Source organism: Streptomyces sp. NPDC014656 (genome assembly GCF_043084305.1).
Lineage (GTDB): Bacteria > Actinomycetota > Actinomycetes > Streptomycetales > Streptomycetaceae > Streptomyces.
This window is the reverse complement of sequence record NZ_JBIBZN010000024.1, coordinates 66,179-88,224: the sequence shown is the minus strand read 5'-3', so window position 1 is coordinate 88,224 and position 22,046 is coordinate 66,179. Positions and strand designations below refer to the sequence as shown.

The window sequence follows — 22,046 nt, the reverse complement described above, 5'->3', positions numbered from 1 at the left end:
GTGGGTTCGTCGAGGAAGATGATCCGGGGGCTGCCGACGAGGGTCATGGCGATGTCGAGGCGGCGCTTCATGCCGCCGGAGTAGGTGGAGGCGGGTTTCTTCGCGGCTTCCACGAGGTCGAAGCGGGCGAGGAGTTCGGCGGCGATCCGGCGGCCCTCCCGCTTGGGCAGGTGGTGGAGGTCGGCCATGAGGAGCATGTTCTCCTCGCCGGTGATCAGGCCGTCGACGGCGGAGAACTGTCCGGTGACGCCGATCGTGGCGCGGACGGCGTGGGCGTCGGTGGCGAGGTCGTGGCCGGCGATGCTCGCCCGGCCGGCGTCGGGGGTGACGAGGGTGGAGAGGATCTTCACGGCGGTCGTCTTGCCGGCGCCGTTCGGACCGAGCAGCGCGAAGACCGTTCCTTCGGGGACGGCGAGGTCGACACCGTCGAGGACGACCTTGTCGCCGTACGACTTGCGCAGACCGTTCGCCGCGATGGCGGGGTTCGTCATGACGGGTCTCTCCTCGGAGTCCGTGGGTGCGCGGGTGCGCGGGCGGGATGGTCAGTTGCTGCGGGCGGTGATGTCGCCGTGCGAGGTGGTGGCGCGGAGGGCGAGGCCGGCGCCCTTGCCCTCGGCGTTCCGCAGGGCGTTGACCACGCGGCCGTAGGCGGTGCCGGCGTCGAGGGTGGCGGAGGTGCCGCGGGCGGCGCCGACGGTGATGGAGCCGGACTGCGTGGTCAGGACGACCGTCCCGGCGGCGGCCTCGGCGACGCTCAGGTCGCCACGGGCGGTGGTGAGTTCGGCGGAGCCGTCCAGGCGGCCGATGGTGATGTCGCCGTCCTGGAGGGTGAGGCGGGCGCTGGCGGCCTCGTCGAGCTTGACGGGCCCCTGGGCGGCCTCGAAGGCGACGTCCCCGAGCCGACCGACGCCCCGCAGCTCGCCGGCGGCGGCCTTCGCGTCGACGGAGGAGCCGGCCGGGAGCTGGACGGTGATCTCGACGGTGCCGGAGGCGCCGAAGAGCTGGTTCCCGGCCTCGGGGGCGGTGATGTGCAGGACGCCGTCGGCGTAGGTGGCGGTGGTGGCCTCGGCGGCCTTGACGTCCCGGTTCTTGGAGGGGTTCGCCGGCCGGATGTCGACGGTGGTGTCGGCCCGGTCGGCGGCGATGAGCCGGATGTGGCCGGCGGGGACGGCGATGCGGGCGGCGATCGGGGCGGTGGTGGCGAAGGTCTGCATGATGTCTTCTCCTCTGAAGCGCTGTCGGCGTTTCCGACATTGGAAAAGCTACGTTGCTTTCCAAGGACTGACAACAGCTTCGTTGCACAGAATCACCATTCATGCAGCTCAAGGCAGCAAATTCATTGCAATGGACTCGAAATTCATGCAACGGCATATGCCGTAACGTTGCAATGACAGGAGAGTGAACGCTATGCCGCGAAGCCGTGCCCCAAAGACGAGGAGCGCTCCGGAGTGATCCGGAGCGCTCCCAGGTGGCGCGACAGGGCGGTGGCGCCCTACGGGGCGGCGGCCGCCCTCTGCGTGCGGACCGCGCCCATGCTCGCCGCGATGACGAGGGCGATCGCGAGGCCGTCCGTGACGGAGAGGGCCTGGTGCAGGACGAGGAGGCCGGCGCCCGCCGCGATGGCGGGCTCCAGGCTCATCAGGACGGCGAAGGTGGGGGCGGGCAGGCGGCGCAGGGCGAGGAGTTCGAGGGTGTACGGCAGCACCGACGAGAGCAGGGCGACGCCGAGGCCCAGCGCGATCGTCGACGGGACGAGCAGCGCGCCGCCCGCCTCGGCGATGCCGAGCGGCAGGCTGAGGACCGCGCCGAAGGCCATCGCGAGCGCCAGCCCGTCGGCCTGCGGGAAACGCCGGCCGGTACGGGCGCTGAACACGATGTACGTGGCCCACATGGCGCCCGCCGCGAGCGCGAAGCCCGCGCCGAGCGGGTCGAGCCCGTCGAAACCGCCGCCCCCGAGCAGGGCGACGCCGCCGAACGCGAGCCCGGCCCAGAGGAGGTTGACGAGCCGGCGGGAGGCGATGACGGACAGGACCAGCGGGCCGAGCACCTCCAGGGTGACGGCGGCGCCGAGCGGGATCCGGTCGATCGACTGGTAGAAGAGGACGTTCATGCCGGCCATGGCGGTGCCGAAGGCGACGACCGTCCCCCAGTCGGCGCGGCCGTAGCCGCGCACCTTGGGCCGGCAGACCAGCAGCAGTACGAGCGCGGCGAGGACGAGCCGCAGCGTGACCACGCCGAGCGCACCGGCCCGGGGCATCAGCAGGACGGCGACGGCCGAGCCGAACTGCACGGACAGCCCGCCCGCGACGACGAGCGCGACGGGCCCGAACCGCCGGGAGCCACCGGCGGGCGCGGCCCGCCCCGGCGCCGCGACCGGAGCCGGGGCGGGCCCCGAACCCGCCGCCGGTCCTGCCGCCGGAGCCGAGGCCACTCCCGTCGCTCCCGCCGCCTGGCTGTTCCCGACCACGACCACCACTCCTCCCCGACCCTTCCCGGGCCGGACCACAAGTACACTCCACTGAACTCTCAGTTCAGAGTAATGCACTCTCCCGTGCCGGCGGCCCGCACCCTGACGACCGAATTCCACTTCCACGCTACGAAGCCCCGTGCGCCGACGGAAATGCCGATCACCCTGCGGTTATGCTCCCCGGACATGACCGTGAGCATCGAGCTGCGCCACCTCCGCTGCTTCCTCGCCATCGCCGAGGAGGAGAACCTCACGCGCGCCGCCGCCCGCCTCCACCTCACGCAGCCCGCCGTCTCCCGCACCCTCGCCGCCCTCGAACGTCACCTCGGCGCCCGGCTCGTCGACCGCTCCACCCACCACCTGGCCCTCACCGCCGAAGGCCGCGCCTTCCGCGAACGGGCCGCCGCCGTGCTCGCCGCCTTCGACGCCGCCGTCGACCCCGCGCGGCTCCGCCACCGCCCCCTGCGCCTCGGCCACGCCTGGTCCGCCTTCGGCCCCTACACGACCCCGCTCCTGCGCCGCTGGCAGCGCGACCACCCCGAGACCCCGCTGGAACTCCTCCGCGTCGACGACCGCACCGCCGGCCTCGCGCGCGGCCAGGTCGACGCGGCCCTGCTGCGCGGCGCCGTCGAGGCCCCCGGCCTGGTCACGGCCGAACTGACCACGGAACCCAGGATCGCGGCGCTCCCCGCCGACAGCCCGCTCGCGGACCGCCCGGGCACCCTCACGCTCCTCGACCTGGCGGACCAGACGGTCGTCCTCAACACCGTCTCCGGCGCGACCACCCTCACCCTGTGGCCCCTGCCCCACCGCCCCACGAGCACCCTCACGGTCGCCAACACCGACGACTGGCTCGCCGCCATCGCCGCCGCCCGGGGCGTGGGCGTCTCCTCCGCCTCCACGGCGGCCCTCCACCCCCACCCCGGCGTCACCTACCGCCCCCTCCCCGACGCCCCGCCCCTCCCCGTCCTCCTGGCCTGGCGCGACGCCTTCCCCCACCCCGCGACCGAGGCCCTGGTGGCGATGGCCCGCGAAATCGCCGGCGGCACCTGAGGCCCCGGGCGGCCCCGCTTCGCGGGGCGCGGGTGCGACCGCCCGGAAAGCCGACGCCCCCTCCCCCGGGACCCGCCCGCTCAGGCGCCGGACGCCGCCCCGCCCCCGTACCCCCGCCGCAGCGAGCGCCAGACGTGGCGGGCCCAGGCGTGCTGCTCCGCCTCCTCGTAGGAGCAGTACAGGCCGGCCGCCGCCCCGTCCGGCTCCACCACGTACGCGGTCAGCTCGTGCCGCGAACGGCCGGTGTCCTCGGGCGTGAACCAGAACGCGTACCGGATCCCGCCGCCCTCCAGCCGCTCCGTGTGCTCCTGTCCCGCCGGCACCGGCGGCGTCTCCCCGACCAGCAGCGGGAGGAAGTCCTCCGCCGACCGCCCCGGCTCGTTGTCCTGGAACGTCGTCAGCGCCACGCTGCGGTCCCGCGCCCCGAAGTGGTCGACGCCGTCCTCGAACCGCGCGGCGAACCCGGCGGTCCGCTCCGCCGACCACCCGTCGCCGAGATCCGTCCGCACCGCGACCGGCAGCGGGTGCGGGAAGCGGGCCAGCACGTGGTCCCGGTCCCACGTCTCCCCCAGCAGCCGCGCGGCCGCCTCCCCGTGTCCCTCCACGAGGTACGGCAGCTCCCCCGGATCCGCGATCCGGCCCGTGAACTCCGCCCCGAGCACGTCCTCGCCCCACGGCTGCACGGCGTTCGCGAGCCGCCCGCGCACCACCAGCTCCGGGTACGCGGCCTCGTCGTCCCACACCTCGGCGGCGTGCCGGAGCGTCTCCTCCTCGACCTCCACCCACGCCCCGAGCACCAGCTCGGTGTCCCCCGTCAGCCGCACCGGCAGCAGGCACCGCACGAAGAACCCGCCCCCGTCCAGCGCCAGCAGCGCACTCGGCCCCGGCGACCGCCGCGCCTCCTCCGGCAGCTCGAACGCGAGGTCCGGCAGCCCGAACCGCACGTCGATCCGCCGCTCATCGGCGAGCGCGTCACCGCAGCAGGAACAGGTGGCGGGGGCGGAAGTGGGCGCGGGGCCGGAATCGTTCATGCCCGCACCCTAAGCCGCAGCTCAGACACACCCCCGAGCGGCCGCCTCCCCGAACGCCACGAAGGCGGCGGGCGCGGCCCGGACATGCGGGCGGGCGATGCCCTTGGAGTCCCGGACGACGACATGCGCGGCGAGATCGGCGACCTCGACGCAGTCGCCGACGGGGGTGCCTCCCTCACGCGCCCGGGACCGGGCAACCGGACCCCTTTCGGGGGAAGTTGACTCACCCGCCGCAGGAAAACGCGGCAGGCGCGGTCCGGTCAGAAGAGGTGGTTGTAGGCGTTCCAGCCGCCGCCGATCCGGGTCCGTCCGGTGAACGGGCCGGTCGTCTTGCCGGTGCCCTTGTACAACCACAGGACACCCGTCCTGTCGCGGGCCACCGCGTCGGCCTTGCCGTCGTCGGTGAGGTCGCCGGTGACGACGAGCTGGTCGTAGCCCTGCCAGCCGCCGCCGATCTGGGTGCGGGCGGTGTACGGGTGTGTGCCGTCACCGGTGCCCCGGTACAGCCACAGCACCCCGGCCCGGTCGCGCGCCAGCAGGTCGGCGCGCCCGTCGCCGGTCAGGTCGGCGCCGCCGGCGAGGCGGTCGTACGCGCCCCAGCCGCCGCCGACCCGCACCCGCGCCTTGAACCGAGCACCGGTGAAGCTGCCGGTGCCCTTGTAGAGCCACAGGACTCCGGCCTTGTCGCGGGCGAGGAGGTCGACGTAGCCGTCCCGGTCGAGGTCTCCGGCGCCGTCGATGCGGTCGTAGACGTTCCAGCCGCCGCCGACCTTGACGCGGGGCGCGTACCGGCCGTTGCCGATCTGACGGTCGTAGTACCAGAGGGTGCCGGAAGCATCTCGGGCGACGACGTCACCCAGGCCACGCGTGACGGCCGACGGCTTCACGGGACCAAGGAAGTAGGGGCTCTGACTGGCCGGGGAGAGGGAGGTGAGAGCCGTGTACGTCTGCCAGCCGGAACCGATCAAACCCGGGAAGGCGAGCACCCCCTCGCTGCCCGCGCTGGAGTACGTCCACAGCCTGCCGACGGTGTCGCGGACCATGAGGCCGTGGAAGGGACGGACCGGGCTGCCCTGGACGTCGAACGGCGTACCGGCCGACTTCACGTCGGACTCGTCCCAGTAACCCAGGTCGTAGATGTCGTAACGCGTGGCGGCCTGGAGCCTCTGGGCATACTGGCCCGGCTCGCTCCTCAGCTCGTAGCCGATGACATGATCCCCGGCTTCGAGCTCACAGACGAGGGCGGGAACGGTGGCGTCGGGCACGTCCGCGGAGCGAACCTCGCAGACGGTGCCCATGCCCGTGGTGACGCTGCCGAAGCGGATCGGCACACCGGGGCGGATGTACTGGTTCTCGGCGTAGCGCAGGTGGAGCGTCAGACGTCCGGCGTCGTTGGCGTGGACACGGACCTGCTGGCGGACGGTGCCGCCGTTCGGGACCGCAGGAGTATCGAAGGCGACCTTGTTGAGCAGCGCGTGCGCGCGGGACTTCACGATGACCTTGCCGGTGCCGCGGTTTCCGGCAGTCGGCAGGCTGCCCGCACTGCGGGCCTCCTTCACGGCCGTCGCGAGGGTGCCGTCGGCCGGCATGTACGCGAAGCCCCAGTACAGGGTGGCGTCGGTGGTGTCCTTCGGGACGGTGGCGTCGGGCTTGGAGGCCGCCGCCCCGTCACAGACGAAGACACCCGTGTACCCGGCGGCCAGTGTGCAGCCGTTGGCGTGGGAAACGTATCCCTGAGGGAGGCCCGCCCCGGCACCCGCAGGGTCGGTCATCGGCTGCGTACCGACCGTGACGACGACCTTTCCGCCGAGGACCGTGCCCGATTCGACAATCGGGAAGAAGCGCGGCACCGACCCCGGCGCCGCCACCACGTCGTACCCCGACAGCTTCAGCTCGTCCGCCGCGACGGCAGCCCCCGACCCTACTGTCACACCGGCTACGGCCAGCAGGCCGACCACGCCGCTCATCGCCGCCGCGCGGCGCATGCGCTTGCTCAAGACTCGTTCCCCCCGGAACAGAGGACGGGACTCAACGCCCCGTATGCGAAGAGCCGGCGCCGCTCTCCCTTCCCCATGGAGGGGGCGCGCCCGACAGGGTGCATCCTCGGCTTGCCCGACGCCACCGTCAAGGCGCGGTTCTCCCTGTCCGGAAGTCTGTCACCTACGGTGTTCGGGAAGGGAAGAGGCCGGGAACCACTCGGGTGCGCACCCACCCGGCCCGTCATCTGTCGTAGAAGAAGGACTCCAGGTCCTCCATGGTGCCCGGGCCGCAGAAGGAGCACTCGGCACGGGCCATGTCCTTCTCTGGCGGGGTCCGGCCCTCCTCGATGAGCTGCCGCATCCACGTCTCGGCCTGCTCGGCCATCGCGTAGATCCCGGACAGCAGCTCGGACATGCCCGCCGGGCGGGGCGGGGTGCGGCCCGCCACGGGCTGGAGTTCCCAGCCGCCGGCGCGGGCGGCGAGGCGGATGACGCCGGCCCAGTTGGAGATCCGGCCGATGCGGACGTACCAGTCGTCCTCGGTGAAGGGGGGCAGACGGCCGCCGTGCAGGGCGTTGGTCGCGGCCGTGACGTCGGCGACGACCGCGCGCTCCACGTCGTCGCGGACCCAGCGGCCCTCCTGGGACTCGTCGATGGCGGCGCCCCACCATTCCCACGCGTCGTCGGCCAGGGCCGGGAAGTTCTCCATCCCGGCACCCTGCCACGTCCTCTCAGCCCGGCCCGTCCAGCCCCTCCGCCAGCACCTCCGCCAGGTGCCGGGCCCTCCGGTCCGTCAGGTGGGCGATCTGGGTGCGGCAGGAGAAGCCGTCCGCCAGGACCTCCGCCGCACTCGGGGCCGTGCGCAGGGCGGGGAGGAGCCGGTCCTCCGCGCAGGCCAGCGACACCTCCTCGTGGCCGGGTTCGAAGCCGAAGTTGCCGGCCAGGCCGCAGCAGCCGCCCACCGGGTCTCCCTCCAGGCCCGCCCGTTCCCGCAGGCGGCGGTCGGCCGCGTCGCCCAGGACCGCGTGCTGGTGGCAGTGGGTCTGGCCGGTCACCGGGCGGTCGATCCGGGGCGGGGTCCAGTCGGGGGCGAGGGTCTCCAGGGCTTGCGCGAAGGTGAGGACCGAGGCCGCCAGGCGGGCGGCCCTCGGGTCGTCGGGGAGGAGTTCGGGGAGGTCGGTGCGGAGGGTCGCCGCGCAGGAGGGTTCGAGGACGACGAGGGGACGCGTCTCCCGCTCCATGACGTCCAGCGTCCTCCGCATCACCCTCCGGGCCGCCGCCAGCCGGCCCGTCGACACGTACGTCAGCCCGCAGCACACCCGCCCCTCCGGGAGCTCCGCCCCCAGCCCCGCCGCCTCCAGGACCCGGACCGCCGCCGTGCCCGCCTCGGGGGCCAGGTGGTCGGTGAAGGTGTCGGGCCAGAGGGTGAGGGCGGGCGGGCGGGTCGAGGCGCGGTCGGCGAACCAGGAGGTGAAGGTGCGGGCGGCCACCCGGGGCAGCGGGCGGGCCGGCGTCACGCCCGCGAGGCGGGCGGCGAAGGGCAGGCGCGCCGCCGCGTTCACGCCCCGGCCGAAGAGGTCGAGCCAGTGCGGCAGGCCGCCCATCGTCCAGTGCGAGCGCGGGCGCCGCCACCAGCCGCCGGGGCCCGCGTAGTGCCGGTCCAGGAACTCCGCCTTGTACGCGGCCATGTCGACGCCGACCGGGCAGTCGCTGCGGCAGCCCTTGCAGGACAGGCAGAGGTCCAGCGCCTCGCGGACCTCCTCCGAGCGCCAGCCGTCCGTGATCACCTCGCCGAGGGCCATCTCGTGGAGGAGGCGGGCCCGGCCCCGGGTGGAGTGCCTCTCCTCGCCCGTGGCGCGGAACGACGGGCACATCACCGCGTCCCCCTGGCCCGGCCCGGCGACCCGGCACCTGGCGACGCCCACGCACCGGGCGGCCTCGCGGCCCACCCCGACCAGCGGCAGGCCCTCGAAGCGGAGACCGGAGTCGAGGGGTTCGGGGCGGACCAGCATCCCGGGGTTGAGGCCGCCGTCCGGGTCCCACAGGTCCTTCACGGCGCCGAAGAGGCCGACCAGCTCGTCGCCGTACATCCTCGGCAGCAGCTCCGCCCGCGCCTTGCCGTCGCCGTGCTCGCCGGAGAAGGAGCCGCCGTGGGCGACGACGAGGTCGGCGACCGACTCCGAGAAGCGGCGGAAGTCGCGTACGCCCCCGCCCGTCCACAGGTCGAAGTCGACGCGGACGTGCACGCAGCCGTCGCCGAAGTGCCCGTACGGGGTTCCCCGGAGGCCGTACTCGGCGAGCAGGGCGCGGAACTCCCGCAGGTACGCGCCCAGCCGGGCGGGCGGCACCGCGCAGTCCTCCCAGCCGGGCCAGGCCTCCCCGCCGCCGGGCATCCGGGTGGCGGTGCCGGCCGCGTCCTCGCGGATCCGCCACAGGGCCCGCTGCCCGGCCGGGTCGCGCACCACCGCCGCGTCGAGCGCGTCGGCCGCCCGCGCCAGGTCCCGGGCCGCACCCGTCCCGTCGACCTCGCAGAACAGCCACGCCCCGCCCCGGGGCAGTCCGGCGGCGGCCGGTCCGACGAGGTCCGCCGCCATCCCCTCCACCGTCAGCGGGCCGTACGGGAGGAGTCCCGCCGCCGCGTCCGCCGCCGCCGTCTCGTCGGCGTAGCCGAGGACGACGAGGACGGGTTCGGCGGGCAGCGGGACGAGGCTCACGGTCGCCCGCGTCACCACGCCGAGGGTGCCCTCGGTGCCGACGAAGGAGCGGACGACGTCCGTGCCCCGCTCGGGGAGCAGCGCGTCGAGGGCGTAGCCGGAGATGCGGCGCGGCAGGCCGGGCGGGTAGCCGGTCCGCAGGAGGGCGAGGTCGCGGCCCACCAGGTCCAGGAGGCCGGGCGGGGCGCCCCGCCCGGCCGTCCCGAGCGTCAACCTCTCGCCCCGGTACGTCACCACGTCCAGCGAGCGCACGTTGTCGGCCGTCGTGCCCCACGCGACCGAGTGCGCCCCGCAGGCGTTGTTGCCGATCATGCCGCCGAGGGTGCAGCGGCTGTGGGTGGACGGGTCGGGGCCGAAGGTGAGGCCGTACGGGCGGACGGCCTCCCGCAGCCGGCCGAGGACGAGCCCCGGCGCGACGACGGCGGTGCGCGCCGCGGGGTCGACGGACAGGAGGCCGTTCATGTGCCGTGTGAGGTCGAGCACGACGCCGGTGCCCGTCGCCTGGCCCCCGATGGACGTGCCGGCGCCGCGCGCGACGACCGGGACGCCGTGGCTCCGGCACACCTCCAGGACGGCGGCGACGTCGTCGGCGTCGCGCGGCGCGACCGTACCGACGGGCACGCGGCGGTAGTTGGAGGCGTCCATGGTGGCGAGCGCCCGCGCGGAGGCGCCGAAATCGACGTCTCCGGCGACCGCGGACCTCAGTTCGGCGGCGAGTGCCCCGCCCCTTCCCGCGACTCTCTCGTCTGTTCCCACCACGCAAGGATGTCTCGTTCTTCGTCTCATCCGGCGGACATCGCGCGCTCCGGCCCTTGCCGACCCGATACTCTCCGGCTCGTGGCCGATATCCAGATTCCCGCTGACATCAAGCCCGCAGACGGTCGTTTCGGCGCGGGCCCCTCCAAGGTGCGGACGGAGGCGCTGGACGCCCTGGCCGCCACCGGCACCTCCCTCCTGGGCACGTCCCACCGCCAGGCTCCGGTCAAGAACCTGGTCGGCGAGGTCCGTGCCGGCATCTCCGCGCTGTTCTCGCTGCCCGAGGGTTACGAGGTGATCCTGGGCAACGGCGGCTCCACCGCCTTCTGGGACGTCGCGACCCACGGTCTGATCGAGAACAAGTCGCAGCACCTCACCTTCGGCGAGTTCTCCTCCAAGTTCGCGAAGGCCGCGAAGCTGGCCCCGTGGCTGGCCGAGCCGACCGTGATCTCCTCCGACCCGGGCACCCACCCGGAGCCGGTGGCCGAGGCGGGCGTCGACGTCTACGCCTACACCCACAACGAGACCTCGACCGGTGTCGCCGCCCCGCTGAAGCGGGTCGCGGGCGCCGACGAGGGCGCGCTCGTCCTGGTGGACGCCACCTCGGGCGCGGGCGGCCTGCCCGTCGACATCACCGAGACCGACGTCTACTACTTCGCCCCGCAGAAGTCCTTCGCCGCCGAGGGCGGCCTGTGGCTGGCGGCCTTCTCTCCGGCCGCGCTGGAGCGGGCGCAGCGGATCCACGCGTCGGGCCGTCACGTCCCGGAGTTCTTCTCCCTGCCGACGGCGATCGACAACTCGCTGAAGAACCAGACGTACAACACCCCGGCGCTGTCGACCCTCTTCCTGCTGAACGAGCAGCTGAAGTGGATCAACGGCCAGGGCGGTCTGGAGTGGGCCGTGGCCCGCACGAAGGAGTCCTCGGACGCGCTCTACACGTGGGCCGAGGAGTCGAAGTACGCGACGCCGTTCGTCACCGACCCGGCGAAGCGCTCGCAGGTCATCGGCACGATCGACTTCGCGGACGAGATCGACGCGGCGGCGGTCGCGAAGGTGCTGCGCGCGAACGGGATCGTGGACACGGAGCCGTACCGCAAGCTGGGCCGCAACCAGCTGCGGATCGCGATGTTCCCGGCGGTCGACCCGGCGGACGTGCGGGCGCTGACGGCCTGCATCGACCACGTGATCGAGAAGCTCTGATCACCGCCCCACCCGCTCGTACGAAGGGCCCCGCACCGGTCGTGACCGGCGCGGGGCCCTTCGCCGTGAGGTCGCGGGGGCCGGTGGGTCCGGGCCCCCGCGTGTCGCGCCGGCCGGTCACGGGGGCCGGTCCCTCACGCCTCGTGCCGGTCACGGGGGGGGAGCCGGTTCAGCCGCCGGCCTGGGCCTTCACGTGGTCGATGACGGCGTCGAACTCCGCCGTCGGCGAGAACTCGACGACGTCGGTGTCCTCCAGGGCCTCGGGGGCGTGGCCGGGGCCCCAGTAGTAGGCCTGGCCGGCCTCGTAGATCTCCTCGCCCGCCGCCGTCCGCATCCTGATCCGGCCCTTGAACAGGTATCCCCAGTGCGGGCACTGGCACAGGTCGCCTTCCAGGCCCTTGAGCGCGGGCGCCATGTCGGTGCCCTCGGGAAGGTGGATGAAGGCGACACTCATGCCTCCTCCGGCCTCCCGCTTCCGGAAGTCGAGGCCGCCGCCCTCCATGGCGACCGGGGTGTCGTCACGCGTGAATGCCGTCATGCCGCCTCACCTCTTCGGTCTCCTTCCAGTCTGACCCCGGGGCGGCCGGGCGGCGAGGGCGGCAGGGGGCGGGAGCGGGCGGGTCAGCGGCGCAGGAGGCGCTTGATGCCGAGGACGAGGACGGTGCCGCCGGCGAGGACGAGGAAACCGGTGGTGGCGCTGCCCTGGGAACCGGCGCCGGCGTCGGCGGGGCCCGCCGTGGCGCCGGGGGCGGGGGTGCCGGTGCCGGGCCGCGACGGGGCGGAGGCCCCGCCCTCCGGGCGGCCCCCGGCGTCCTCGCGGTCGACGCGGACGACGCGGCTGTGCGCGCCCTCCGAGCCGAACATGAGGGCCGAGCCGTCGGTCGTGTACGTCACCGATTCCGCCTGGCCCTGGAGGGGGGCGCCGGGCGAGGTGCCGTCGCCCTCGACGCGGCCGTCCTTCCAGTCGTACTCGCGGGCGCTGAAGTAGCTGCGCAGCAGGAGCCGGTCGCCGTCGGGGGAGAAGGCGCCGTCGGTCACCCAGGGGACCTCCCCGATGCGGCGGAAGGTGTTGGTGCCGGAGGAGGAGAGGCGCTCGGGGCCTTCGTACAGGCCGCCGCCCTCCTCGTTCTTGCTGGCGATGTAGACGCGGCCGGTCTTGGGGTGGACCATCAGCGCCTCGGCGTTGCGGGGGCCGTCGGCGTACTTCACGACGTACTGCTTCGCCCGGACGGTCCGGTCGCCCAGGGTCTTCGGCTCGGGGAAGCGGTAGATCCAGACGTGGTCCCAGGAGCCGTCGAGGTTGTCGCCGATGTCGCCGACGTAGATGTCGCCGTCCGGGCCGACGGCGATGGCCTCCATGTCCCGGGGGGTGCCGACCCCGGACATGGTCAGGGTCGCGACCGTCTCGCCCGTACGGGAGTCGATGCCGAAGATCCGGGGCTGGTCCTGGTCGTTGTGCGTCCAGTAGATCCCCGGGTGGGCCCGGCTCGCGGCGAGGCCGCTGGACTCGGTGATCCGCGGGTCCTGGATCGTGAAGTCCCGGTCGGCGGGGCCGGGGTCCGCGCACGCGGGGGCCGCGGACAGGGCGAGGGCCGCGACGGCGGCGAGGACGGCACGGGATCCGGTACGCATGGCCCCCAGCCTGCCACGGCCCTCCCCGGCCCGCCGGGCCCTGGCCCCGGGACGGCCCCTCCCCCGACCCCGCCTTCCCGGCGAAACGTGGTTGACCTGCGGGGACGGTGCTGTCATGGTCACGGCCATGCCTACCTTCTCCGCGCCCGACGGCACCCTCCTCGCCTACCACGAATCCGGATCGGGGGCCGGTGCTCCGCTGCTCTGTCTGCCCGGCGGCCCGATGCGGGACTCCGCCTACCTCGGGGACCTGGACGGTCTCGCCGGCCGCCGGGTGGTCCGGCTCGACCTGCGCGGCACCGGCGCCTCCGCGGTGCCGGCCGACCCGGCCTCGTACCGCTGCGACCGGCTCGTCGAGGACGTGGAGGCGCTGCGGATCCACCTCGGGCTCGACGCCGTCGACGTCCTCGGCCACTCGGCGGGCGCGAACCTGGCCGCGCTGTACGTGACCCGGCACGCGGAGCGGGTCCGGCGGCTGGTGCTCGTGACGCCGGGCGCGGCGGCACCCGGGATCGTGACGGCGCCGGAGGAGCGGCTGGCCGCGGCGCGGCTGCGGGCCGGGGAGCCGTGGTTCGCGGAGGCGTACGCGGCGCTGGAGGAGGTGACGGCGGGGCGCGGGACGGGCGAGACGTTCGCGAAGGTCATGCCGTTCTTCCACGGCACCTGGGACGAGGCGGCGCGCGAGCGGGAAGCGGAGACGGCCCGGCAGCGGAACGCCGAGGCGGCCGGGGTGTACGGCGGCGAGGGCGCCTACGACCCGGAGGCGACGCGCGCGGCGTTCGCCGCGTTCGGGCGGCCCGTGCTGGTCCTCGCCGGCGAGGGCGACGCGAACACCCCGCCGCAGACGGCCGCCGCGTACGCGGAGCTGTTCCCGGCGGCCCGGCTGGAGGTCCTGAAGGGCGGCGGGCACTTCCCGTGGCACGACGACGCGGAGTGGTTCGCGGGGCGGGTGGCGGAGTTCCTGGACGCGTAGGCGTTCCCCTCTGGCGTACAACCATTCGGGCGGGTGGCGGGTCTGTGAGGTGTGGCGTCCGGCGCCGCACCCGCTCTTCCCTCGTCCGAGGAGGCCCCGCCTTGTCCCGTGCCCGCGTCCGCGCCCGCATCCGCCCGTCCCGGCTCCGGCTGACCGCCGCCCTGGCCGTCACCCTCGCCGCCACGACCGCCGCCACCGTGGCGGGCCCGGGCGTCGCGACGGCTGCGCCCGCCGCCGCCGCGGCTCAGGAGGCAGGCACGGAAGCGACGGTTCCGGTGGTAGTGGGGAGCGCGAGCGATGTCGGTGCCACCGGCTTCCTCACCGACGGCTGGGTCGACCACTGGGTACGCTACGACGGCACGTCCGTCGAGCTCCCGAGCATCAGCGGCACGTACCGGGGCTCGCCCGGGTCGGACATCGTGGTGGAGGCCAACGGCACCCACTACGTCCTCCGCGACATGGCGAAGGACGGCGGCGAGCCCGTCCTCATCGAGGCGAAGTACTGGCTGCGGGCGGTCAGCGGCTCGACGCTCGTGATGTTGGACAGCTACACCAACAAGGTTCACCTGGTCAGCCGGGCACCGGACGGGCAGACCGTCGACCGTGAGGTGACCGGGATCCCTTACGGAGAGATCGGGAGCATCACCTCACCGGCCCCCGGCACGGTCGCGATCAGCGTGGGATCGGACGACGGACGGCTCGTGCTGGTCGACGTCGCCACGGCGGCCGTCGTCGAGTCGTACGACACCCCCGACGCCTACGCCACCCGGCTCCAGATCACGCCCGGCCACGTGTCCTGGTTCTCCGACGGCAGGACGAACGTGATCGACCGGGAGACCCGGGAGACCGAAGCCCTCCCCTACAAGGCCAAGTTCGTGCTGGGCGACGACTGGCTCGCGGTGGAGGACGACCGGATCACGCTCAGGTCGCGGAAGGACGGACGGACGGTCGATCCGTTCCTGTACACGAGAGACGCGGTGTTCGGGTCCGACGGCACGTTCCTCGTGCGGGGCAGCACGACGACGGTGAGCGACGCCATATTCCGCGTCGCCCTGGGCGCGGACGGCGCCCCGACGGTGACCGTGGTGGCGGACTTCCCCGAACCCCCGCCCCTCGTCCTGCGGAGCGTGACGGTGCCGAGCCTGATCACCACCGTCGGGGCGCGGTTCAGCTGGGAGTTCAACCAGGAGGTGGACGCCGACTTCTGGATAACGAACAAGGCCACCGGACGCACCGAGCTGCTTCGCGACAACCTGAACCCGTTCGTCAACTGGGACGGCACCGTGGGCACCCTCTTCGGCGCCTACAACGGCGAGTACGCGTGGAAGCTGTCCGCCGGCACCATCGAGCGGACGGGCACCTTCACCCTGGCCCGCCCGACGCAGGCACGCGACTTCAACGACAACGCCGGCGTCGACGCGCTCGTCCGCGACAGCGCGGGCAACCTCTCCGCCTACGGGATCGGCCAGATCGTCGGCATGAAGGACCGGGAGTGCTACGAGGAGGGCTGCTCGCCCGTCGTCTACAAGCCGGACGCCGAGCGCCTCGGCACCGGGTGGAACACGTACACCCTGATGGCCTCCCCGGGGAACCTGGCCGGCGGCGCGGCCGACGACATCGTCGGACGGGACCGCGACGGCGTGCTGTGGCTGCACCAGAGCGAGAAGCAGAAGCTGCTGCCCCGCACGAAGATCGGCGGCGGCTGGCAGATCTACAACAAGATCACCGGCGGCTCCGACCTCAACGGCGACGGCCGCGGCGACCTCCTCGCCACCGACACCGCCGGCGTCCTGTGGTTCTACGCGTCCACCGGTGACGCCAAGGCCCCCTTCAAGGCCCGCAAGAGGGTCGGCAGTGGCTGGGGGCAGTACAACCTCCTGACCGCGCCCGGCAACATCGCCGGAGCCACCGGCGGCGACCTCCTCGCCCGCGACAAGGACGGCGTCCTCTGGCTCTACCTCGGCAGGGGCGACGGCACCTTCACCGCCCGCCGCAAGATCGGCGGCGGCTGGCAGAAGTACACCCAGATCATTCCCGGCGGGAAGAACCCCTGGCACCCCGTGACCGACATCTTCGCCGTCGGCCCCTCCGGCTCCGCCCACTACCGCGGCACCGACAGCACCACCCGCCCCTTCGAAGCCGCGGACGTCCTCCCCCTGCGCACCGACTCCACCACCTACAAGACCTTCTTCTAGGGCCCGCCCCGCACCCGCACCCGCCCTTCCCCCGTCCGAGGAGGCCCCGTCTTGTCCCGCGCCCGCGTCCGTACCCGCATCCGCCCGTCGTCCCGGCTCCGGCTGACCGCCGCCCTGGCCGTCACCCTCGCCGCCACCGTGGCCGGTCCGGGCGTCGCGACGGCTGCGCCCGCCGCGCTGGCGCAGGAGGCGACGGCCGAGACGACGCTGCCGGTGCTCACCGCGCAGAGCTTCACCCAAAGCGTCGGTGCCGCCGGCTTCCTCACCGTCCACAGCGACTACCCGGCATACGCCGCCGCCTGGACGCGGTACGACGGGACCTCCGTGCCGCTCCCGGGCGGGACCGACGGGACCCGCTACATGGGCGCCACGGCAGGCGACGTCGTGGTGGGGTACAAGGACAACCGCTACACCGTCCGGGACATGGCGAAGGGCGGCGACCCGGTCGTCATCGACAGCCCGTACGCCCTGAGCGAGGTCAACGGCTCGACGCTCGTGATGATCGACAAGGCCGCCGGGACCCTCCACCTCGTCAGCCGTGAACCGGGCGGCCAGACCGTCGAGCGCAAGGTCACCGGGCTGCCTTCCGGAACAATCACCGGCGTCTCCTCCTCGGCTCCCGGCACGATCGCGGTCCGCCTGAGCAGCGACGACGCCGCCAGGTTCCGGGACGCCGTGATCGACGTGCCCACGGCCACCGTCACCGGGCTGTACGACACGGGCTACGCCTTCGACCTGCCCCAGGTGACACCGGATCACATCGCCTGGAAGACCTCCGACAGCGGCACCAAGATCGTCGACCGGCACACCGGGGCGTCCGAGACCGTGCCCGGCCGGGCCACGCTCGCCTTCAGTGACGACTGGCTCGCGGTCCACGACTCCGGTCGGCTCGTCCTCCGGTCACGGAAGGACGGCCACACGGTCGAGCCCTTCCACTCCGCGGGCCAGGTCACGCCCGGCCCCGACAGCACGCTCCTCGTGGGCGGCATCAGCACGGCGGGCGACTGGGGCTTCTTCCGCGTCGACCTCGGCACGGACGGCGAGCCGAAGGCGACCATGGTGGCGGACGTCCCCGACGGCCAGGAGCTCACCCTGAGGAGCCTTTCGGTGCCGAGCCGGACCAGCGGCTTCACAAGGTTCAGCTGGGATCTCGGCGACGGGTCGGCGACCGTCGGCTTCACGCTGACCCACACCGCCACCGGTCTGACGACAACCATCTACAGCAAGTACCCCGAGCCGTCCGTCACCTGGGACGGCAAGCTGCTCAGTCACTTCGGCGCCTACAACGGCACGTACACGTGGAAGATGCTCGCCACCCCGGCGCGGGAGCCCTTCGGGCCGTCCGTCGTCCGGACGGGCACCCTCACCATGGCCCGCCCCCCGCAGCCGCGCGACTTCAACGACAACGGTGGCGCCGACGCGCTCGTCCGCGACGGCTCCGGCAGGCTCCTCGCCTACGAGATGAGCGAGTTGACGGGCATGCGGACCGACCTGGAGTGCTACGAGACGGACTGCCAGCCCCTCACCAAGCCGACCCCGGAGCTCCTCGGCACCGGCGGGTGGAACACGTACACCCTGATGGCCACTCCGGGGAACCTGGCAGGCGGCGCGGCCGACGACCTCGTCGGGCGCGACCGCGACGGCGTGCTCTGGCTCTACCAGAGCGAGAAGCAGGAACTGCTGCCCCGCACGAAGATCGGCGGCGGCTGGCAGATCTACAACAAGATCGTCGGAGGCTCGGACCTCAACGGCGACGGCCGCGGCGACCTCCTCGCCACCGACACCGCCGGCGTCCTGTGGTTCTACGCGTCCACGGGTGACGCCAAGGCCCCCTTCAAGGCCCGCAAGAGGGTCGGCAGTGGCTGGGGGCAGTACAACCTCCTCACCGCACCCGGCAACATCGCCGGAGCCACCGGCGGCGACCTCCTCGCCCGCGACAAGGACGGCGTCCTCTGGCTCTACCTCGGCAAGGGCGACGGCACCTTCACCGCCCGCCGCAAGATCGGCGGCGGCTGGCAGAAGTACACCCAGATCGTCTCCGCCGGAAAGAACTACTGGAACCCCGTGACCGACGTCCTCGCCGTCGGCCCCTCCGGCTCCGCGCGCTACTACGGGGCCAACAGCACCACCCGCCCCTTCGAGCGGGCCGTCCCCCTCCCCCTGCGCACCGACTCCACCACCTACAAGACCTTCTTCTAAGCCCCGTTCCGCTCCCCGTCCCCGCTCCCGTCCCGCCCGTGTCCCGCGTCACGTCGCAGGTCACGGGCGGGGTCCGGGATGATGGGAGCATGCGTTTTCTGTTCGTCGGCGACAGCATGACCATCGGGCGCGCCGGCGACTGGACCTGGCGGTACCGCATGTGGGAGCACCTGGAGCGGGTGCTGCCCGGCGGGTACGGGATCGTCGGGCCCCGGGACGGGCTGTACGTGCCCGAGGGGGAGGCGGGGGACCCGCAGGGGTACGCCGATCCCGCGTTCCCGGCCGCCGCCCGCCGGCACCTGGCCGGGTGGGGCGAGGGGTGGCTGCACATGGCCCCGGTCATCGGGGAGGCCGTCGCCGCGGCCCGCGCCGACGTGCTCCTCGTCTCGCTCGGCCTGATCGACCTGGGCTTCTACACCAACAGCGAGCAGACCGAGGAGAACGTGCGGGCGTTCGTGGCCGCCGCCCGGGCCGCGAACCCGCGGGTCCGGGCCGTGCTGCTGCCCGTGATCCCCAACGTCCGGGCCGCCTACGACGCCGCCTTCGCCGCCGAGTGCGCCCGCTTCAACGAGCTGCTGGCCAAGGCGGTCGCCGATCTCGACACGGCCGCCTCGCCGCTGCTGCCGGCGTCGGTGCCGGACTCGTACGACCTGCGGACGGACACGTACGACGGCACGCACCCGAGCCCGAGCGGCGAGCACAAGCTGGCCGCCGCCTTCGCCGACGCGATGCACCAGGCGTGGGGGTACGGCGGGCCCTACCGCCCGCACTGACCGGCGCCGTCAGTGTCCGTCGCCGTCACCGTTCGTCGTCGCCGGTCCCGAACAGGCTGCCGCCCAGCCAGACCGCCAGGAAGACGAGCACCGGGCCGATGAGGATCCACTCGGGGCCGAGGAAGACGTTGTCCGTGATCAGCAGGACGACGAAGAGGACCGTGAAGCCGAGCACCGAGAACATCGACCAGCTCATGGCCCTGAGCAGGGCGAGCTCGCGGGAGGAGCGCCGGTCGATGCGCCGGGCCGCCGCCGCGTCCTCGGTCCAGTCCTCGCCGCGCAGCCGCTGCCAGGCGGCGCGCAGGGCCTCGATCTCCCGCTCGACGTGGACGTGCTGGTCGTCGAGGTAGTAGAGCTGGACGCGGCGGCCGTCGCGCTCGTAGGCGTACGAGATCACCTGGGGCTGGCCCTGGGCCAGGGCGGCCGAGGGGTTGGGCACGGCGCGGATGTCCTGGATGTCGGCCCAGGCGATCCGCCGCCGCCGGAAGAAGCCGCGGACGCGGATGCCCTGCCGGTCGGCGGTGGTGGAGAGGTTCCGGGACGCGTAGGCGATCCAGCCGACGAAGCCGAGGACGGCCCAGGTGACGAGCCACTTCACCCAGGCGGGGATGGACTCCTCGGTGTAGAGCGGGATCAGTGCGGCGGGGAGGCCGAGTCCCGCCGCGACGTACAGGGCGGTCATCTTTCCCGGCTTGATCCGGTAGGTGCGGGGCAGGGCGGAACTCGCTGTCATGGCTTCCCCGTTCGATCGTTGAACGATCCGACGAGAGCAGGGTAGGGCCCAACGGGCTTGCCATGGAAGGGAGTTCGCTAATCAGGCCACCCGGGCCAGCCGGTTGGCGAAGGTGGAGAGGGTGTAGGCGCCGATGCCGAGGACGACCTCCAGGGCGTTCTGGCGGGTGTAGCCGGCGGCCTCGAAGGCGGCCAGCTCGGCGTCCAACACCGCGCCGGAGGAGGCGAGAACCTGGAGGGTGAACGCCCTGACGGCGTCGAGCCGTTCGGCGGAGGGGGCGGGACCGAGGGCGGCGTACTTCGCCTCGTGCACGTCGACGCAGAGGTGGCACTGGTTGCGGGTGGCGACGGTGAGGATCACGGTCTCGCGGGAGTGCGGGTCGAGGGTGGTCGACTCGAAGATCCCGGAGAGGGTGAGGAAGGCGTCGAGGACCTGCGGGGCCTGGGCCTTGAGGGTGGCGACGGCCTCGGCGGTGCGGGCGGCGAGAGCGGTGTGCGGCATGACGGTTCCCCCTGCTGCGGACTACGATGGACAACATGGTTGACCATGTCGATGGAGAAAACGTAAACCAGGTTGTCGATTCGGGCAAGGGGGTTCCCGGGACTCCGGGCGTTCCCCCCGCCCCGCTGCCCGCCGACGCCCCCGGTTACGAGCTGCCCCTGCTCCTCTTCGGCGGCTTCCGCACCCTCATCGACCGGCTGCACGCCCGGCTCGCCGCCGAGGGCCACCCCGACATGCGCCCCGCCCACGGCTTCGCCATGCAGGCCATCGGCGTCCGGGGCGCCACCGCCAGCGAGATCGGCCGGCGGCTCGGCGTCTCCAAGCAGGCCGCGGGGAAGACCGTCGACCGGCTCCTCGCCCTCGGATACGCGCGGCGCGCCGACGACCCCGCCGACGCGCGCCGCAAACTCGTCCACCTCACCCCGCGCGGCCACGACGCCCTCGCCCGCTCCGCCGCCGTCTTCGACGAGCTGCGGGCCGAGTGGTGCGCCGCCCTCGGCACCGACCGCGTCCGCGCCCTGGAGGCGGACCTGCGGAACGTCGTCCCCGAGGAGACGGCGTTCCGCCTCGACGCCACCAGCTGGCTCGGCGGGGCGTAGCCCGTACGGGACCCGGCGGGACGCAACCCGTACGGGCCCGGCGGCGCGCAACCCGTACGGGACCCGGCGGCGCACAGCCCGTACGGGACCCGGCGGCGCACAGCCCGTACGGGCTCGGTAGGGCATAGCCCGTACGGGCCCGGCAGGACGTGCCCCGTACGGCCCGGCGGGGCGAGCCCCTGGGGGAGGGCCGGCCCGCCCGCTACCAGGCGAAGGCCTCCGGGGACGGGCCCGGGCCCGGGAAGATCGCGTCCAGCTCGGCCAGCAGCTCCTCCGACAGCTCCAGCTCCAGCGCGCGCAGTGCGCCCGCCAGCTGCTCCGGGGTGCGCGGGCCGACGATCGGGCCGGTCACGCCGGGGCGGGTGAGGAGCCAGGCCAGGCCCACCTCGCCGGGGGCGAGCCCGTGCTTGTCGAGCAGGTCCTCGTACGCCTGGAACCGCGCCCGCTTCACCGGGTCGGCCAGCGTCTCCGCCGCGCGGCCCTCGGTGCGGCGCTTGCCCTCGGTCTCCTTCCTCAGGACGCCGCCGAGGAGGCCGCCGTGCAGCGGCGACCAGGGGATGACCCCGAGGCCGTACTCCTGGGCGGCCGGGATGACCTCCATCTCGGCGCGCCGCTCGTAGAGGTTGTAGAGGCACTGCTCGCTGACCAGGCCGACCATGCCGCGGCGGGCGGCGGCCTCGTTGGCCTGGGCGATCTTGTAGCCGGGGAAGTTGGAGGAGCCGGCGTAGAGGATCTTGCCCTGGCCGATCAGGACGTCGATCGCCTGCCACACCTCGTCGAAGGGGGTGGAGCGGTCGACGTGGTGGAACTGGTAGACGTCGATGTAGTCCGTACCGAGCCGCTTGAGGCTGGCGTCCACGGCACGGCGGATGTTGAGCGCGGAGATCTTGTCGTGGTTCGGCCACGCCTCGCCGTCGGGCCCCATGTTCCCGTACACCTTGGTGGCGAGGACGGTCTTGTCGCGGCGGCCGTCGCCCTTCGCGAACCAGGAGCCGATGATCTCCTCGGTACGGCCCTTGTTCTCGCCCCACCCGTAGACGTTGGCCGTGTCGAAGAAGTTCAGGCCGGCGTCGAGCGCCGCGTCCATGATCGTGTGACTGGTGGCCTCGTCGGTCTGCGGGCCGAAGTTCATCGTGCCGAGGACGAGGCGGCTGACCTTGAGTCCGGTGCGTCCGAGCTGCGTGTACTCCATGGGGCACAAGCCAACTCGTTGGAGCACACTCGAAGCAAGGGCTTACCGG

General features: G+C 73.3%; 20 protein-coding genes. 7 read left to right on the top strand and 13 right to left on the bottom strand.

Annotated features, from left to right (window positions below; genetic code table 11):
• From ACF1ED_RS35430 to ACF1ED_RS35420, 3 genes are all read right to left on the bottom strand, one after another.
• Positions 1–491, bottom strand: a 491-nt coding sequence (locus tag ACF1ED_RS35430; protein ID WP_391767470.1) for an ABC transporter ATP-binding protein, incomplete at its 3' end; no start/stop codon positions are given.
• A gap of 51 nt (positions 492–542) precedes the next feature.
• On the bottom strand, positions 543–1,214 hold the full coding sequence (locus tag ACF1ED_RS35425) for a DUF4097 family beta strand repeat-containing protein (RefSeq protein ID WP_391767469.1): 672 nt from the start codon (positions 1,212–1,214) through the stop codon (positions 543–545).
• 278 nt (positions 1,215–1,492) lie between these two features.
• On the bottom strand, positions 1,493–2,467 hold the full coding sequence (locus ACF1ED_RS35420) for a DMT family transporter (RefSeq protein WP_391767468.1): 975 nt from the start codon (positions 2,465–2,467) through the stop codon (positions 1,493–1,495).
• A 153-nt stretch (positions 2,468–2,620) separates the two neighbouring features.
• Here ACF1ED_RS35420 and ACF1ED_RS35415 point away from each other — a divergent pair, with 153 nt between their 5' ends.
• Positions 2,621–3,520 (top strand): LysR family transcriptional regulator, encoded by a 900-nt coding sequence (locus ACF1ED_RS35415; protein ID WP_391767467.1) that lies wholly within the window; start codon positions 2,621–2,623, stop codon positions 3,518–3,520.
• Positions 3,521–3,600: 80 nt separating this feature from the next.
• Here ACF1ED_RS35415 and ACF1ED_RS35410 read toward each other — a convergent pair whose 3' ends face one another.
• The 5 genes from ACF1ED_RS35410 to ACF1ED_RS35390 all read right to left on the bottom strand — a co-directional run bounded on the left by ACF1ED_RS35410 (position 3,601) and on the right by ACF1ED_RS35390 (position 10,030).
• Positions 3,601–4,551 carry a DUF2199 domain-containing protein gene (locus tag ACF1ED_RS35410; protein ID WP_391767466.1) on the bottom strand — a complete coding sequence of 317 codons (951 nt, stop codon included), beginning with the start codon at positions 4,549–4,551 and terminating at the stop codon, positions 3,601–3,603.
• A gap of 21 nt (positions 4,552–4,572) precedes the next feature.
• Positions 4,573–4,905: a DUF397 domain-containing protein gene (locus ACF1ED_RS35405; RefSeq protein ID WP_391767465.1), complete on the bottom strand. Its 333-nt coding sequence runs from the start codon at positions 4,903–4,905 to the stop codon at positions 4,573–4,575.
• Complete coding sequence (locus tag ACF1ED_RS35400; protein WP_391767464.1) at positions 4,812–6,548, bottom strand: FG-GAP repeat domain-containing protein; 1,737 nt, start codon at positions 6,546–6,548, stop codon at positions 4,812–4,814. Before ACF1ED_RS35400 ends, ACF1ED_RS35405 begins: the two co-directional genes overlap by 94 nt.
• 223 nt (positions 6,549–6,771) lie before the next feature.
• Positions 6,772–7,239, bottom strand: coding sequence for a hypothetical protein (locus tag ACF1ED_RS35395; RefSeq protein WP_391767463.1), 468 nt, complete (start codon positions 7,237–7,239; stop codon positions 6,772–6,774).
• 22 nt (positions 7,240–7,261) lie between these two features.
• Entirely contained in the window at positions 7,262–10,030 is a 2,769-nt protein-coding gene (locus tag ACF1ED_RS35390) for an FAD-binding and (Fe-S)-binding domain-containing protein (RefSeq protein ID WP_391767462.1), read from the bottom strand.
• Positions 10,031–10,081: 51 nt separating this feature from the next.
• Here ACF1ED_RS35390 and serC point away from each other — a divergent pair, with 51 nt between their 5' ends.
• Entirely contained in the window at positions 10,082–11,200 is a 1,119-nt protein-coding gene (serC, locus tag ACF1ED_RS35385; protein WP_391767461.1) for a phosphoserine transaminase, read from the top strand.
• A gap of 169 nt (positions 11,201–11,369) precedes the next feature.
• Here the strand turns inward: serC and ACF1ED_RS35380 are convergent, their stop codons facing one another.
• Together ACF1ED_RS35380 and ACF1ED_RS35375 are read right to left on the bottom strand one after the other, a co-directional pair.
• Positions 11,370–11,738 (bottom strand): hypothetical protein, encoded by a 369-nt coding sequence (locus tag ACF1ED_RS35380; RefSeq protein WP_391767460.1) that lies wholly within the window; start codon positions 11,736–11,738, stop codon positions 11,370–11,372.
• Between the two features lie 83 nt (positions 11,739–11,821).
• On the bottom strand, positions 11,822–12,832 hold the full coding sequence (locus ACF1ED_RS35375; RefSeq protein ID WP_391767459.1) for a WD40 repeat domain-containing protein: 1,011 nt from the start codon (positions 12,830–12,832) through the stop codon (positions 11,822–11,824).
• A 127-nt stretch (positions 12,833–12,959) separates the two neighbouring features.
• Between ACF1ED_RS35375 and ACF1ED_RS35370 the strand changes: the two genes are divergently transcribed.
• The 4 genes from ACF1ED_RS35370 (at position 12,960) to ACF1ED_RS35355 (ending at position 18,972) form a co-directional block, all read left to right on the top strand.
• Entirely contained in the window at positions 12,960–13,805 is an 846-nt protein-coding gene (locus ACF1ED_RS35370; RefSeq protein WP_391767458.1) for an alpha/beta fold hydrolase, read from the top strand.
• A gap of 101 nt (positions 13,806–13,906) precedes the next feature.
• Positions 13,907–16,000: a hypothetical protein gene (locus ACF1ED_RS35365; RefSeq protein ID WP_391767457.1), complete on the top strand. Its 2,094-nt coding sequence runs from the start codon at positions 13,907–13,909 to the stop codon at positions 15,998–16,000.
• Between the two features lie 51 nt (positions 16,001–16,051).
• Positions 16,052–18,199 carry a hypothetical protein gene (locus ACF1ED_RS35360; protein WP_391767456.1) on the top strand — a complete coding sequence of 716 codons (2,148 nt, stop codon included), beginning with the start codon at positions 16,052–16,054 and terminating at the stop codon, positions 18,197–18,199.
• Between the two features lie 89 nt (positions 18,200–18,288).
• Positions 18,289–18,972 (top strand): GDSL-type esterase/lipase family protein, encoded by a 684-nt coding sequence (locus tag ACF1ED_RS35355; protein ID WP_391767455.1) that lies wholly within the window; start codon positions 18,289–18,291, stop codon positions 18,970–18,972.
• 25 nt (positions 18,973–18,997) lie between these two features.
• On the opposite strand, the gene ACF1ED_RS35350 is transcribed toward ACF1ED_RS35355, so the two are convergent.
• Together ACF1ED_RS35350 and ACF1ED_RS35345 are read right to left on the bottom strand one after the other, a co-directional pair.
• Positions 18,998–19,705: a PH domain-containing protein gene (locus ACF1ED_RS35350; protein WP_391767454.1), complete on the bottom strand. Its 708-nt coding sequence runs from the start codon at positions 19,703–19,705 to the stop codon at positions 18,998–19,000.
• A gap of 81 nt (positions 19,706–19,786) precedes the next feature.
• Positions 19,787–20,206, bottom strand: a complete 420-nt coding sequence (locus ACF1ED_RS35345) for a carboxymuconolactone decarboxylase family protein (RefSeq protein WP_391767453.1) — start codon at positions 20,204–20,206, stop codon at positions 19,787–19,789.
• A gap of 26 nt (positions 20,207–20,232) precedes the next feature.
• Between ACF1ED_RS35345 and ACF1ED_RS35340 the strand changes: the two genes are divergently transcribed.
• A complete protein-coding gene (locus ACF1ED_RS35340; protein WP_391767452.1) occupies positions 20,233–20,805 on the top strand; it encodes a MarR family winged helix-turn-helix transcriptional regulator in 573 nt (190 codons plus the stop codon).
• Positions 20,806–21,007: 202 nt separating this feature from the next.
• Here ACF1ED_RS35340 and ACF1ED_RS35335 read toward each other — a convergent pair whose 3' ends face one another.
• Positions 21,008–21,997: an aldo/keto reductase gene (locus ACF1ED_RS35335; protein WP_391767451.1), complete on the bottom strand. Its 990-nt coding sequence runs from the start codon at positions 21,995–21,997 to the stop codon at positions 21,008–21,010.
• Positions 21,998–22,046 lie beyond the last annotated feature (49 nt).

Excerpts from the sequence above, each read along its gene's own strand:
- ACF1ED_RS35425 (WP_391767469.1), bottom strand. The coding sequence starts at position 1,214 with ATGCAGACCTTCGCCACCACCGCCCCGATCGCCGCCCGCATCGCCGTC.
- ACF1ED_RS35415 (WP_391767467.1), top strand. The coding sequence starts at position 2,621 with ATGCCGATCACCCTGCGGTTATGCTCCCCGGACATGACCGTGAGCATC.
- ACF1ED_RS35410 (WP_391767466.1), bottom strand. The coding sequence starts at position 4,551 with ATGAACGATTCCGGCCCCGCGCCCACTTCCGCCCCCGCCACCTGTTCC.
- ACF1ED_RS35395 (WP_391767463.1), bottom strand. The coding sequence starts at position 7,239 with ATGGAGAACTTCCCGGCCCTGGCCGACGACGCGTGGGAATGGTGGGGC.
- ACF1ED_RS35390 (WP_391767462.1), bottom strand. The coding sequence starts at position 10,030 with ATGAGACGAAGAACGAGACATCCTTGCGTGGTGGGAACAGACGAGAGA.
- ACF1ED_RS35380 (WP_391767460.1), bottom strand. The coding sequence starts at position 11,738 with ATGACGGCATTCACGCGTGACGACACCCCGGTCGCCATGGAGGGCGGC.
- ACF1ED_RS35375 (WP_391767459.1), bottom strand. The coding sequence starts at position 12,832 with ATGCGTACCGGATCCCGTGCCGTCCTCGCCGCCGTCGCGGCCCTCGCC.
- ACF1ED_RS35370 (WP_391767458.1), top strand. The coding sequence starts at position 12,960 with ATGCCTACCTTCTCCGCGCCCGACGGCACCCTCCTCGCCTACCACGAA.
- ACF1ED_RS35355 (WP_391767455.1), top strand. The coding sequence starts at position 18,289 with ATGCGTTTTCTGTTCGTCGGCGACAGCATGACCATCGGGCGCGCCGGC.
- ACF1ED_RS35350 (WP_391767454.1), bottom strand. The coding sequence starts at position 19,705 with ATGACAGCGAGTTCCGCCCTGCCCCGCACCTACCGGATCAAGCCGGGA.
- ACF1ED_RS35345 (WP_391767453.1), bottom strand. The coding sequence starts at position 20,206 with ATGCCGCACACCGCTCTCGCCGCCCGCACCGCCGAGGCCGTCGCCACC.
- ACF1ED_RS35340 (WP_391767452.1), top strand. The coding sequence starts at position 20,233 with ATGGACAACATGGTTGACCATGTCGATGGAGAAAACGTAAACCAGGTT.
- ACF1ED_RS35335 (WP_391767451.1), bottom strand. The coding sequence starts at position 21,997 with ATGGAGTACACGCAGCTCGGACGCACCGGACTCAAGGTCAGCCGCCTC.